We start from the raw sequence: 12,495 nt of genomic DNA on the forward strand, positions 1-12,495 counted from the left end.
GGTGGCGTCATAGCTAAACCTACAGTCAACATCAATCAGACAATCAGGGCCAAAGAGGTAAGGGTAGTAGGTGCCGATAGTGAGCAGCTTGGTATTCTTCCGCTTCGCGAGGCTCTGGCGTTGGCTGAGAGTCTGCAACTGGATCTGGTAGAGGTTTCGCCGACAGCCGTCCCCCCTGTCTGCCGTATCATGGATTACGGCAAGTTCAAATACCAGCAGGCTAAAAAGCTGGCTGAGGCAAAGAAGAAACAGGTCCAGGTCGAGCTCAAAGAGGTCAAACTTCGCCCGAAGACAGACACGCACGACCTGGAGTTCAAGGTAAAGCACGTACGCCGCTTCCTGGAAGAAGGGAACAAGGCGAAGATAACGGTAGTTTTCCGGGGACGCGAAATCACCCACCAGGAACTCGGCATGGCCGCCTTGGAAAAAGTAGCAGCAGAGCTGGCCGACATCGCGCTCGTCGAGGTGCGGCAGAAAATGGAAGGGCGCAGCATGTTCATGATCGTCGCCCCCAAAGTTAAAAAATAAACACCACCAACAAAGGAGTAGTAAAACAATGCCTAAAATGAAGACCCATAGGGGCGCCGCCAAGCGTTTCAGCAAGACCGGCACAGGCAAAATCAAGATGGCTCACGCCTTCACCAGCCACATCCTGACCTCCAAGACCAGGAAGACCAAGCGCAACCTCCGCAAGAGCGGCATCGTTGCGGCTTCCGATCACAAGAACATCTGCTGCCTCATCCCCTACAAGTAGCCGGGGTTGAAAAGCAGGGACTAGGGTCTGGGGACTAGGGGCAGCAAGACCTAAAGACCGGGAACTAGAACCGGAGACTTAAATACGCAAATGACTCGGGGAGCGGAACGAGGCGCGACGGATGGTGAGATCGAGTCACCCCCAAGCCCTGGTCCCTGGCCACCGGGTTTACCAAGTCCGAGAACCGTGAGGAAACGTCTCCCCTTGCGGATCCGGCTAATTTAAAAACCAGAAGGAGTTCGTATGCCAAGAGTAAAGCGCGGTTTTAAAGCGAGACAGAGAAGAAACAAGGTGTTGAAACTTGCCAAGGGTTACCGCGGCGCAAGGAGCAAGTTGTTCAGGAGCGCCACCGAAGCGGTGGACCGCGCACTGAACTATGCGTTCAGGGACAGAAGGGTGAAGAAGAGGGACTTCAGGGCTCTCTGGATCACCAGGATCAACGCCGCGGCGAGGATCAACGGCCTCTCCTACAGCAAACTGATCCACGGTCTCAAACTCGCCAACGTAGAGATCGACAGGAAAGTGATGGCCGACCTGGCCGTTTCCGATCCGAAAGGTTTCGCAGCTATCGCGGCCGCAGCCAAAGCAAAATTTTAATACATACCGCGGGCATGAAAAGAAATGGGATAGCGATGTCCCATTTCTTTTTTTTTCCGCAATAGGGCGATTGCAATGAAGGATAAACTGGAAGCACTTTTACAAGAGGCTCTCTCCGAGCTTGGCCAGGCCTCCACGGAAGAGGGGCTGCAGGAACTGCGGGTCAAGTACCTGGGCAAGAAGGGAGCGGTCACCGGCGTCATGAAGGGGCTTGGCGCCCTTTCTCCGGAGGAGCGTCCCCTGGTGGGCCAGGTGGTGAACACGGTCAAGGCGAAACTCGAGGAGACCCTGGACGCGCGCGGCGCCGAGATCCGCGCCGCCGTCAAGGCTCAGCGGCTCGCCGCCGAGAAGATCGACGTCACGCTCCCCGGCCGCAAACGCCCCCTTGGCTCCAAGCACCCGATCACCCTGGTGACCGAAGAGATCTGCTCCATATTCGCAGCGCTTGGCTTCGCCGTCGCCGAAGGTCCCGAGATCGAGCTCGACTTCTACAACTTCGAGGCGCTGAACCTCCCCAAGGACCATCCCGCTCGCGACATGCAGGACACCTTCTACTTCGGCGAGAGCGTCCTCTTGAGGACCCATACCTCTCCGGTGCAGATTCGCACCATGCTGAAGCAGCCGCCGCCGGTGCGCATCATCGCCCCCGGCACCGTGTACCGCTGTGACTCCGACGCCACCCACTCCCCGATGTTCCACCAGATCGAGGGACTCATGGTGGACAAAGGGATCACCTTCGGCGACCTGAAGGGGATCCTGACCCTCTTCATCAGCCAGCTCTTCGGCAAGGACATCGGCGTCAGGCTGCGTCCTTCCTTCTTTCCCTTCACCGAGCCGTCCGCCGAGGTGGACATCGCCTGCGTCATCTGCCGCGGCAAGGGGTGCCGGGTCTGCAAGGAGACCGGCTGGCTCGAGATCCTCGGTTCCGGCATGGTCGATCCCGAGGTGTACCGTCACGTCGGCTACGACTCGGAAAAGTACACCGGGTTCGCCTTCGGCATGGGGATCGAGAGGATCGCGATGCTGAAGTACGGCATCGCCGACATGCGGCTGCTCTTCGAGAACGATCTCAGGTTCCTGAAGCAGTTTTAAAAGGCATTGAACAGGGATACAAGGGATAAAAGGGATAGAAACAAAAGGTTTAAAGCGTTTAAAGCTTTTGGACTTTATCCCCTGCATCCCTTTTATCCCTGTTAATCGATTTTGCGACTTTAAGGACTCTATATGATAGTCACTTACAACTGGATTAAGGAATTCGTCGACTGCGACCTCCCCGCGGCGGAACTGTCTCACCTGCTCACCATGCTCGGCCTCGAGGTGGAGAGGATGGAGGAGGTGGGCGGCGGCATGGACGACGTGGTCGTGGCCAAGGTGGTGGAGAAGAACCAGCACCCCAACGCCGACAAGCTCTCCCTTTGCAAGGTGGACAACGGCAAGGAGATCCTCGACGTGGTCTGCGGCGCGCAGAACTTCAAGGCCGGCGACAAGGTCGCCCTGGCCCAGATCGGCGCGGCCCTCCCCGGCGACTTCAAGATCAAGCGCTCCAAGATCCGCGGCGAAGAGTCCTGCGGCATGCTCTGCTCCGAGAAGGAACTGGCCCTGTCCACCGAGTCCTCCGGGATCATGATCCTCCCCGAGGAGTTCCAGGTCGGCACGCCGCTGTTCGACGCGCTCGGCACCAAGGACGTCATCTTCGAAATCGGCCTTACGCCCAACCGCGCCGACTGCCTGAGCGTAGTGGGGATCGCGCGCGAAGTCGCCGCGAAGCTCGGCAAGAAGGTGCACTACCCTGGGCTCGAGGTGAACGAGACCGGCGCTCCCATCGACCAGATCGCCAGCGTCGAGATCCTCGCCCCCGAGCTCTGCCCGCGGTACACCGCGCGCCACATCACCGGTTGCACCCTGGCGGAATCTCCCGCCTGGCTCGCCAACCGGCTCATGGCCGCCGGCATCCGCGCCATCAACAACATCGTCGACGTGACCAACTACGTGCTCCTCGAGTACGGGCACCCGCTGCACGCCTTCGACTTCAAGCTCCTTTCCGGCGGCAAGATCGTGGTCGCCGCGGCAGGGGAGGGGGAGAAGTTCGGCACCCTCGACGGCCAGGAGCGCGAGCTTACCGCCAGCGACCTCACCATCCGCGACGGCGCGAAGGCCGTGGCGCTGGCCGGCATCATGGGAGGGGGCAACTCCGAGATAGGCGAGGGGACCACCGAGGTGCTCCTTGAGAGCGCCTACTTCAACCCCTCCGCCATCCGCAAGACCTCCAAGCGTCTCGGGATCCACACCGAGTCATCGCACCGCTTCGAGCGCGGCGCCGATATCGCCGGCCTCACCCGCGCCCTGGACCGCGCCGCACAGCTCATCGCCGAACTTTCCGGCGGCAAGGTCGCCAAGGGGGTCATCGACGTCTACCCGGCGCCGGTTGAACCGCGCGTGATCGGCGCCCGTCTCGCCCGCATCAATGCGGTCTCCGGCCTCTCCCTCAGTGCCGAGGAGGTGGAGGATATCTTCCGGCGCCTCGAGTTCGAGGTGACCCAGGCCGAGCCGGGCGTCTTCCAGGTCAAGGTCCCGCTGTTCAGGGTCGACCTCGAGCGCGAGATCGACCTGGTCGAGGAAGTGGTCCGCATGAACGGCTTCGAAAAGGTCCCCGCCACCCTGCCGCAGGCCTCGGTCTTCTCGGATCTTCCCTCCGACTCCCAGAGGCTCGCCGCCAGGGTGAAGGATCTGCTGGTCGCCCACGGGCTCAACGAGGTGATCAACTACAGCTTCGTTGCCCCTTCCTCCTGCGAGAAGATACTCCTTCCGGGAGAGGATCTGCGCAGCAACGGCATGGTGCTGCTGAACCCGATCTCCGACGAGCTCTCGGTGATGCGCACCACCATGCTCCCCGGGCTTTTGGACACCGCGGTCAAGAACATCAGCTTCCGCACGCTCAACCTGCGCATCTTCGAGATGCGTCGCATCTACCTTCCCGTGGAAGGGGAGGAGCTGCCGCGCGAGCCGCTCTACGTCTCCGCGCTTCTCACCGGCAGGCGCGAGCTGGAAGGGTGGAACCAGGGCAAGGACGAGATCGACTTCTTCGACGTGAAGGGGATCGCAGAAAACATCCTCGCCGAACTGAACGTCGGCGGCGTGAACTTCAGCGCAGACGAACTCGACCCGTACTACCACCCGGGCAAGGCCTGCCGCATCCTGAGCGGCAAGAAGGTCCTGGGTTCCCTCGGCGAACTCCACCCGACGGTGCAGGAGAACTACGGCATCGCGACCCCGCTTTACTACCTCGAGCTCAACTTCGAGGCGCTGCTCTCCTGCCGCAAGAAGCAGGGCGCGGCCCAGGTCCCTTCGCGCTTCCCCTCCACCTTCCGGGACATCGCCATGCTGCTCCCCAGGGAGCTCTCTGTCGCCGAGGTGATTTCCTGCGTCAACGGCGTCAAGGCGCCGGAGCTGGAAGGGGTGGAAATCTTCGACCTCTACATGGGTGGCAACATCGCGTCTCATGAAAAGAGTGTGGCTATTCGCGTCCGTTACGGGTCCAGGGAAAGGACCCTGACCGACGACGAAGTGACCCGCCTGCACCAGAGGGTCATCGATGCGCTGCAGAAAAAATTAAATGTTTCGTTCAGATAAAAACGGTTGCGAAATCGAAAACGCTATGGTATTAGATTAAGCCGCTGTTGAGAACACACTGAAATGCTTCACCTGTTGAGGGGATTATGACCAAAGCGGACATCGTAGAAAAAATTTATGAGAAGGTAGGTTTCTCCAAGAAAGAATCTGCCGAACTCGTTGAGACGGTCTTCGACCTGATTAAGTCCACTCTTGAAGAAGGCGATAAAATCAAGATTGCCGGCTTCGGCAACTTCGTAGTGAAAGAGAAGTCTGACCGTCGCGGCAGGAACCCGCAGACCGGCGAGGAGATCACAATTGTGGCTCGCAAGATCCTCACCTTCAAGCCGAGCCAGGTTCTCAAGAGCGCGATCAACAGCCAGTAACCATGATTACCGGGATCCCGGACAAGCACTACCTGAGGATCGGCGAGGTTTCCGCCCTGACGGGACTCCCCACCTCGGTGCTGCGCTACTGGGAGACCGAGTTTTCCTCTCTGGCGCCCAAGAAAAGCAGCAGCGGCCAAAGGCTCTACACCAGGAAGGATGTCGAGCTGGTCGCTGAAATCAAAGAACTCCTGTACGCGGAAAAGCTCACCATAGAAGGGGCGAGGAAGCGTCTGGAAAAGAAGAAAAAGTACCGAAGATCTGACCTTTCCGGCGAAGCACTGGCGACACTGCTTCAGGATGTGAAGCTGGAACTGACCAGTTTGAGGGATCAGTTGTAATTATCAGGTTTAATCGGTGCGTAGCGCAGCCTGGTAGCGCACTAGACTGGGGGTCTAGTGGTCGCTGGTTCGAATCCAGTCGCACCGACCATTTCAATCAGCCGCTTGGGATACTTCCTGGGCGGCTGATTCAGTTTTCAGGCCGCAAATGTGGTATGTTTTCATCTGTCATTGACTGCCGCAGCTCTGCCGTCTGACGCGTTCGTCTGTTCCAGGGCGAGGGGAGCGGCTCCACCAGGCGCCTGTCCCCTTTAAAACAGGGAGCTCTTCTCCTGATGACCGATCGCACCGCACAACTCATCGCCTGCCACGAATGCGACCTGTTGCAGCGCGACATACAGTTAAACCCCGGCTGCTATGCCAGTTGTCCGCGCTGCGGGGCGGTTTTGTACCGAAACGCCACCGACAGCGTCGATCGCACCCTCGCCTACAACCTGGCCGCGGCCATGGTATTCATCGGCGCCAACGTCTTCCCCATCTTCAGCATAGAGGTGCAGGGAGATCGTAGCGCCATCACCCTGTTCGAGGCCGTCCTTTCCCTCTGGGACCAGGGCATGAGAAGCATTTCGCTCCTCGTGTTTCTCACCGCGATGGCGGCTCCCGCCGCGGAGCTCATCTCGATCACCTACCTCCTGCTGCCTCTCAAGCTGGGCAAGGTCCCCCCGAGTTACCCGCTCTTCATGCGCGTCCTCCAGTTCATCGAGCCCTGGTGCATGGTCGAGGTGCTCATGCTGGGGGTGCTGGTCTCGCTGGTGAAACTGACCAACAACTTCCGGGTCATTCCCGGCATGGCCCTCTGGTCTTTCGCGGTCCTCACCCTGCTGCTCGCCGCCGCTGCCGCCTCCTTCAACGCCCACGACGTATGGGCGCAACTGGACGCGAAGTGGAAAGAACGGGTGTCGTCGTGACTCCCGGCGCTCCCATCGCTGCGGCGCGCGGCCTGTGCTCCTGTCATGTCTGCCAGATGGTCTCCCGGCGCACCGAGAGGGGGAGGGTTGCCCACTGTCCGCGCTGCGGCGCCCGGCTCCATTTCCGCAGGCCGGGAAGCGTGCAGCGCTGCTGGGCCCTGGTGATCGCTTCGTTCATACTTTACGTCCCTGCCAACTTGCTGATCATGATGGAGACCGGCTCCCTGATCACCTATCGCAAGGACACCATCGTAAGCGGCGTGGTGCACCTTTGGAAGACCGGTTCCTGGATGATCGCAGTCATCGTCTTCATAGCGAGCGTTGCCATACCGCTTCTCAAGCTTTTTTCACTGACCCTGCTGCTCATTTCCGTGCAGCGTCGCTCGACCTGGAACCCGCGCCAGCGCACCCGCCTGTACCGGCTGGTGGAGGCGGTGGGGCGCTGGTCTATGCTCGACATCTACGTGGTAACCCTTTTGGCCGCGCTGGTGCAGCTGGGCTCCATGGCCACGGTGAAGGCCGGCCCCGCCGCGGTGGCCTTCGGCGCGGTGGTGGTGCTCACCATGTTCGCCACCATGGAGTTCGACCCGCGCCTGATCTGGGACCCGCTGCAGAAAGAGGAGTTTCATGACTGACAGACAAGACGATATGCAGGACGTGCCGGAAGCGGTCAGCGAACCCAGACGCCGCTTCTCGATCCAGCTGGTCTGGATCATTCCCATTGTCGCCGCCATCATCGGCCTCTCCATCGCCGCAAAGGCCTGGATAGACCGCGGCGAGACCATCACCATCTCTTTCAAGACCGGGGAGGGGCTGGAGGCCGGCAAGACCAAGCTGAAGTACAAGGACGTCATGATCGGCGAGGTGAAATCGATCGCCATCTCCGACGACCGCTCCCACGTGGTGGTGACTGCCGAGGTCTCCAAGGACGCCAAGGGGCTCATGGTGAAGGACACCCGCTTCTGGGTGGTGCGTGCCCGCATCTCCGGCGGCAACGTCACCGGTCTGACCACCCTCTTGGGAGGATCCTACATAGGCGTCGAGGCGGGAGCCTCCACGGAGCCGCGCGACCAGTTCGTGGGGCTGGAATCGCCTCCGGCGGTCTCCATGGACGTGCCCGGGCGCCAGTTCGTTCTGCACACAGACGACGTCGGCTCACTCTACACCGGCTCGCCGGTCTTCTTCAGGCGCATGCAGGTTGGGCAGGTGATCGCGACCGACCTGGACAGCGACGGCAAGGGGGTCTCGGTCCGCGTCTTCATCCGCTCCCCGTACGACCGCTTCGTGACCACCGGCACCTTCTTCTGGCATGCCTCCGGCGTGGACCTCACCGTATCCCCCAACGGTGTGAAGCTCAACACCGAGTCGATGCTGGCAGTCCTTCTTGGAGGCATCTCCTTCGAGGAATCGTCCAGCTTGACCAAGGCGCCCGCGGCTCCGGCCAACACCGCTTTCACCCTCTACCCCACCCGGGATGAGGCCCTCAAAAATTCGGCCCCCTCGCAGAAGTTCGTGCTCCTCTTCGGCGAATCGGTGCGCGGGCTGGCCGTCGGCGCGCCCGTCGACCTGCGCGGGGTAACCGTGGGCGAGGTCACCAAAATCGACGTGGCGCTCGCCCCCTCGCGCGCCGACTTCTCGGTGTCGGTCGAGATCCAGTTCTACCCCGAGCACCTGCTCTCCCAGGTGCACCAGGGCAAAGACGGGAAGCTCCCCCCCGCCGGCAGTGCGCAGACCCGCAGGCTCCTCGACGACCTGGTCGCGCACGGCTTCCGGGCCCAGATCAAGAGCGGCAGCCTGCTGACCGGACAGCTCTACGTCGCCCTCGATTTTGTGCCGGGCGCGCGCCGTGCGAACATCGACTGGAGCGCTGAGCCGCCTCGCTTCCCGACCGTGCCTGGCTCCATGGAGAAGCTGCAGAAGAACCTGATCGAAATCGTTCAGAAGATAGAGAAGCTGCCGCTGGACAAACTGGCGGGGGATGCCGGGAACACCATCCGGAGCCTGGACGACACCTTGAAGAGCGCGGACCGGTTGCTGAAGAACATGGACAACTCCCTGGTCCCGGAGGCCAAATCGGTGCTGACCGACACCAGGAGCACCCTCGAGGACGTCAGGAAGACGCTGACCGAGGCGAGAAGCACGCTGGGAGGCGCCACCAGCGTTCTCTCCGCGGATGCACCGGTCCAGCTGGACCTGCGCGACACCATGCGCGAGGTCTCCCGGGCCGCCCAGTCGTTGCGGGTGCTCGGAGACTATCTCGAACAGCACCCCGAAGCGCTGATCCGCGGCAAGAAGGAGGAGAAATGACCATGCGCAGGACAACCGCCGCCTTGGGAATCATCGCCGCCACGCTGCTTTGCTCTGCCTGCAGCAGGTCGCCCCGCGTCACCTATTACACCCTCACGCCGGCGCCGTCAGCCGGCGCCGTACAGCAGAGCTTCTCAAGCTCCGTTGCGGTCGGCCCGGTCACCATCCCCGAGCTGGTCAACCGGCCGCAGTTGGTTGTGCGTCTCACCCCGAGCCGCGTAGCCGTCCTGGAGGAGCACCGCTGGGCCGAGCCGCTCAAGAACGAGATACCCCGCCTGTTGGCGCAGGATCTTGGTCCCTTGCTCGGCTCCAACCGTGTCTTTACCTACGACCAGGGCTCCGGCGCCGCGGCGCAGTACCGCGTGCTGGTGGACATCGTGCGCCTGGAAGCGGTACCAGGCGACAGCGTCACGGTGGAGGCCGGTTGGGTCGTGCGCGGCGCCGGCAGCGCCAGGAGGGAAGGGCGGGCCGTGATCAAGGAGAAGGCGGACGGCTCCGATTACGATGCCGTTGCCGCCGCACTCAGCCGCGCCCTGGCCGGGGTGAGCGCCGAGGTGGCCAAAAGCGTGAGAAGCGAAGCTTTCGGCCGCAAGTAGCGCCCGCCGCAGGCAGATGGTATCCTGAGACGTGGCTGTGCCCAACCGGAAGGAGTCGATATGCTGATCCTGGCAGGAGACGTGGGAGGAACCACAACGCGGCTGGCGTATTTCGAGGCGGATTCTGCCGGGCTCACCGTGCTGGCCCACGGACAGTACAAAAGCGCCGCCCACGGCAGCCTCGCCGAAATGCTGCGTCAGTTCGCCCTGCAGCACGGCATCGCTGCGGAGCGGGCCTGTCTCGGGATTGCCGGCCCCGTCATCGAGGGGCGCGTCCGCACACCGAACCTCCCCTGGACCATCGAAGACGCGGAACTGGCCCTTGCCCTTGGGATCCCCCAGGTGCGCCTGATCAATGACCTGGAAGCCAACACCTACGGCATCGCGGCCTTGAAGCAGGAGGACCTGTTCACCCTCAACGCCGGCACGCCCAATCCGGAGGGTACCATCGCCGTCGTTTCCGCCGGGACCGGGTTGGGCGAATCACTCGCCTACTGGGACGGCGACACCCACCGTCCGCTCCCCTCCGAGGCGGGACACGCCGATTTCGCGGCGCGCAGCGACCTGGAAACGGAACTGCTGCTGTACCTGCAGGCCAAACACGGGAGGGTGAGTTACGAGCGGGTGCTCTCCGGTCCCGGCCTGTACGACATCTACCGTTTCCTGCGCGACAAGCGCTACTTCAACGAAGATCCCGCCGTGGCCCAGGCCATGGGCACCCAGGACACGCCCGCCGTCATCACGCGGGCTGCCCTCAAAGGGAGCTGCCCCATGTGCGCCAAGGCCGTCGACCTCTTCATCGGCGTCTACGGCGCCGAGGCCGGCAACGCGGCCCTCAGGTTCCTCTCCACGGGGGGGGTGTACCTGGGGGGCGGAATCGCCCCCAAGATCCTCGACCTGCTCAAGGGAGCCACCTTCATGGTCGCCTTCACCGCCAAGGGAAGGCTGAGCGCACTAGTTCAGTCGATCCCGGTGCACGTGATTCTCAACGAGGACACTGCGCTTCTAGGTGCCGGGCGTGCAGCTTTTTACGCACGCTGATCTTTTTCGAACAGTTCCATTCGCAATAACTTGTGCTCCCGTCATCCTCCTCTATTGTTTTCCACCGCTGCCGCTTCGATCATTCCGTCGCTTGTCCCTGGTATAATCAGTTTGCCAAGCTCAGCCCCAGCATCAACTGCGAATGTGGACGGTGCGGACGGCCGTTGTTTTGAGAAAATACTGAGTTAGCCCCGCATTATTTATACTTTATTATTGACAATATTTTTGTCTCTGCTATTAATCACTCAATCATATTACCGAGGAGGATGATTAATGGCGACATTGGTAGAAATAGCGGCACAACTCGTCTCATCGCACGCCTCCAGCACGCCGATGACGTCGGACGAGCTTCTAGCGGAAATAGCCAAGGTTCACGCAGCACTTAAAAACCTCGAAGCAGGTCAGGCGATCGAAGGTGTAGAGGAGGCACGTCCTTCTCTTTCGGTCAAAGACGCTTTCAAGAAGAACGAGGTTGTCTGTCTCATCTGCGGCAAAGGGGGGTTCAAGACCCTGGCCCGTCACCTGAGCACTGCCCACAGCATGAAGCCGGGTGCCTATAAGAAGCAGTACGGCATCTCAAGCAAGCAGGCGCTTTCCGCGAAAAGCTACTCCGAGGCGCGTCGCAAGATGGCCCAGGACCGCGGCCTCGCGGACAACCTTGCCAAGGCGCGTGAAGTGCGCATGGCCAACATAGAGGCAAAGAAAGAGGGTGTCGCCAAACCCGCCAAAGCAGCCAAGCCGGCGAAGGCGCCGGCAAAGCCCGCCAAGGCCCCCAAGGCCGTCAAGGTACCCAAGGCACCCAAGGCAGCAGCACCGAAGGCGAAGAAGTAAGCCGATCGTGGCACGGCCACCACTAAACAGCACCTCCAGGCGGGGTGCTGTTTTTCGTTTGGCTGTCCCAGCCGAACTATTGGATGCACGTCGTGCATTAACTGGTATAGTTGTACCTTCGTAAAAAAACACAGGAGGAATACTATGAGCAGACTTTTGATTGTTGCACTGGTAGCACTTTTCGCACTGCCCGCCTATGCGGCCGATGAGAAGAAAGCAGACGAGCAGAAGACTTTCTATGCTATCGGGCAGGTCATGGCCCGGCAGCTTGCTGTGTTCGACATGTCTCAGGATGAAACCGACCAGGTGCTGAAAGGGCTGAAGGACGGCCTTGGCAGCAAGACCCCCGGTTTCGACGTAGAACCGTACAAGGTGAAGATCCAGCAACTGGCCATGTCGCGTCGCAACGCGCAGGGCGAGAAGCTTGCGGCGAAAACCCAGGAGTTCCTCGAAAAGGCCGCCAAGGAGAAGGATGCCGTCAAGACCCCCTCCGGCCTTATCTACCGCTCCCTCAGGGAAGGGACGGGTGCCAGCCCGGCTGCCACCGACAAGGTGAAGGTCAACTACCGCGGCACCCTGATCGACGGCAAGGAGTTCGACAGCTCATACGCTGCCGGCCGTCCCGTCGAGTTCGGGCTGAATCAGGTGATCAAGTGCTGGACCGAAGGTCTGCAGAAGATGAAGGTGGGAGGCAAGGCCCAACTCGTTTGTCCTGCCGACCTTGCTTACGGTGAGCGCGGCTCCGGGTTGATCCCGGCCAACGCGACACTGGTATTCGAGGTCGAGCTTCTGGATATCGTCAAATAGGTTGCATCCATCTTTGCGGTTGAGACAGATGAAAAACTTTTAGCAGAATTTTTTATTGACAAAGAAGACGCTCTAGAATATAAAGGGTGTCTCTTGACGCGGCGCAAAAGAGGCGGCGAGGGTCAAGTAGGTATTTGACATCATTACAATAAAGAGCTTGGCGGTGTAGCTCAGCTGGTTAGAGCACACGGCTCATATCCGTGTTGTCCGGGGTTCAAGTCCCTGCACCGCCACCATACAAAAAGAGCCTTTCGGTCGATTCCGAAAGGCTCTTTTGCTTTGCGCTGAATTTGACCCATCCCGGGATGCCGGTGAGCC

Annotated in this window: 14 protein-coding genes and 2 tRNA genes; all 16 read left to right on the forward strand. The window is 60.8% G+C overall.

Annotated features, from left to right (window positions below; translation table 11 throughout):
* Window positions 1-9 precede the first annotated feature (9 nt).
* The 16 genes from infC to KP003_RS08470 all read left to right on the forward strand — a co-directional run bounded on the left by infC (window position 10) and on the right by KP003_RS08470 (window position 12,413).
* On the forward strand, window positions 10-528 hold the full coding sequence (gene infC / locus KP003_RS08395) for a translation initiation factor IF-3 (protein ID WP_216500734.1): 519 nt from the start codon (window positions 10-12) through the stop codon (window positions 526-528).
* 28 nt (window positions 529-556) lie between these two features.
* Window positions 557-754, forward strand: a complete 198-nt coding sequence (gene rpmI / locus KP003_RS08400) for a 50S ribosomal protein L35 (RefSeq protein WP_129128247.1) — start codon at window positions 557-559, stop codon at window positions 752-754.
* Window positions 755-997: 243 nt separating this feature from the next.
* On the forward strand, window positions 998-1,351 hold the full coding sequence (rplT, locus tag KP003_RS08405; protein ID WP_015720525.1) for a 50S ribosomal protein L20: 354 nt from the start codon (window positions 998-1,000) through the stop codon (window positions 1,349-1,351).
* Between the two features lie 75 nt (window positions 1,352-1,426).
* Window positions 1,427-2,443, forward strand: coding sequence for a phenylalanine--tRNA ligase subunit alpha (gene pheS / locus KP003_RS08410; protein WP_216500721.1), 1,017 nt, complete (start codon window positions 1,427-1,429; stop codon window positions 2,441-2,443).
* 132 nt (window positions 2,444-2,575) lie between these two features.
* A complete protein-coding gene (pheT, locus tag KP003_RS08415; protein ID WP_216791542.1) occupies window positions 2,576-4,981 on the forward strand; it encodes a phenylalanine--tRNA ligase subunit beta in 2,406 nt (801 codons plus the stop codon).
* 86 nt (window positions 4,982-5,067) lie between these two features.
* Window positions 5,068-5,346 (forward strand): integration host factor subunit alpha, encoded by a 279-nt coding sequence (locus tag KP003_RS08420; protein WP_183346967.1) that lies wholly within the window; start codon window positions 5,068-5,070, stop codon window positions 5,344-5,346.
* Window positions 5,347-5,348: 2 nt separating this feature from the next.
* Entirely contained in the window at window positions 5,349-5,687 is a 339-nt protein-coding gene (locus tag KP003_RS08425; protein WP_216500723.1) for a MerR family transcriptional regulator, read from the forward strand.
* 14 nt (window positions 5,688-5,701) lie between these two features.
* Window positions 5,702-5,778 (forward strand) — tRNA-Pro (locus KP003_RS08430).
* 184 nt (window positions 5,779-5,962) lie between these two features.
* Complete coding sequence (locus tag KP003_RS08435) at window positions 5,963-6,595, forward strand: paraquat-inducible protein A (protein ID WP_216500724.1); 633 nt, start codon at window positions 5,963-5,965, stop codon at window positions 6,593-6,595.
* On the forward strand, window positions 6,571-7,230 hold the full coding sequence (locus tag KP003_RS08440) for a paraquat-inducible protein A (protein WP_239027637.1): 660 nt from the start codon (window positions 6,571-6,573) through the stop codon (window positions 7,228-7,230). Before KP003_RS08435 ends, KP003_RS08440 begins: the two co-directional genes overlap by 25 nt.
* Window positions 7,223-8,902 (forward strand): PqiB family protein, encoded by a 1,680-nt coding sequence (locus KP003_RS08445; protein WP_216791543.1) that lies wholly within the window; start codon window positions 7,223-7,225, stop codon window positions 8,900-8,902. The genes KP003_RS08440 and KP003_RS08445 overlap by 8 nt, the downstream gene beginning before the upstream one ends.
* A 2-nt stretch (window positions 8,903-8,904) precedes the next feature.
* Window positions 8,905-9,498 carry a PqiC family protein gene (locus tag KP003_RS08450; RefSeq protein WP_216500726.1) on the forward strand — a complete coding sequence of 198 codons (594 nt, stop codon included), beginning with the start codon at window positions 8,905-8,907 and terminating at the stop codon, window positions 9,496-9,498.
* A gap of 60 nt (window positions 9,499-9,558) precedes the next feature.
* The gene (glk, locus tag KP003_RS08455) at window positions 9,559-10,539 is read left to right on the forward strand and encodes a glucokinase (RefSeq protein ID WP_216791545.1); all 981 of its coding nucleotides are present in this window, start codon (window positions 9,559-9,561) and stop codon (window positions 10,537-10,539) included.
* A 273-nt stretch (window positions 10,540-10,812) separates the two neighbouring features.
* On the forward strand, window positions 10,813-11,370 hold the full coding sequence (locus KP003_RS08460) for a Ros/MucR family transcriptional regulator (RefSeq protein WP_216791547.1): 558 nt from the start codon (window positions 10,813-10,815) through the stop codon (window positions 11,368-11,370).
* 144 nt (window positions 11,371-11,514) lie between these two features.
* Window positions 11,515-12,177: a BamJ family beta-barrel-assembly machinery protein gene (gene bamJ, locus KP003_RS08465; protein ID WP_216500729.1), complete on the forward strand. Its 663-nt coding sequence runs from the start codon at window positions 11,515-11,517 to the stop codon at window positions 12,175-12,177.
* Window positions 12,178-12,336: 159 nt separating this feature from the next.
* Window positions 12,337-12,413, forward strand: a tRNA-Met gene (locus KP003_RS08470).
* The last annotated feature ends 82 nt before the right edge of the window (window positions 12,414-12,495 follow it).

Origin of the sequence: Geomonas diazotrophica (genome assembly GCF_019063885.1) — a bacterium.
Classification (GTDB): Bacteria; Desulfobacterota; Desulfuromonadia; order Geobacterales; family Geobacteraceae; genus Geomonas; species Geomonas diazotrophica.

Bases quoted from the DNA above. Each gene is read 5' to 3' on its own strand.
- rpmI (WP_129128247.1), top strand. From the start codon at position 557: ATGCCTAAAATGAAGACCCATAGGGGCGCCGCCAAGCGTTTCAGCAAG.
- rplT (WP_015720525.1), top strand. From the start codon at position 998: ATGCCAAGAGTAAAGCGCGGTTTTAAAGCGAGACAGAGAAGAAACAAG.
- pheS (WP_216500721.1), top strand. From the start codon at position 1,427: ATGAAGGATAAACTGGAAGCACTTTTACAAGAGGCTCTCTCCGAGCTT.
- pheT (WP_216791542.1), top strand. From the start codon at position 2,576: ATGATAGTCACTTACAACTGGATTAAGGAATTCGTCGACTGCGACCTC.
- KP003_RS08420 (WP_183346967.1), top strand. From the start codon at position 5,068: ATGACCAAAGCGGACATCGTAGAAAAAATTTATGAGAAGGTAGGTTTC.
- KP003_RS08425 (WP_216500723.1), top strand. From the start codon at position 5,349: ATGATTACCGGGATCCCGGACAAGCACTACCTGAGGATCGGCGAGGTT.
- KP003_RS08435 (WP_216500724.1), top strand. From the start codon at position 5,963: ATGACCGATCGCACCGCACAACTCATCGCCTGCCACGAATGCGACCTG.
- KP003_RS08445 (WP_216791543.1), top strand. From the start codon at position 7,223: ATGACTGACAGACAAGACGATATGCAGGACGTGCCGGAAGCGGTCAGC.
- KP003_RS08450 (WP_216500726.1), top strand. From the start codon at position 8,905: ATGCGCAGGACAACCGCCGCCTTGGGAATCATCGCCGCCACGCTGCTT.
- glk (WP_216791545.1), top strand. From the start codon at position 9,559: ATGCTGATCCTGGCAGGAGACGTGGGAGGAACCACAACGCGGCTGGCG.
- KP003_RS08460 (WP_216791547.1), top strand. From the start codon at position 10,813: ATGGCGACATTGGTAGAAATAGCGGCACAACTCGTCTCATCGCACGCC.
- bamJ (WP_216500729.1), top strand. From the start codon at position 11,515: ATGAGCAGACTTTTGATTGTTGCACTGGTAGCACTTTTCGCACTGCCC.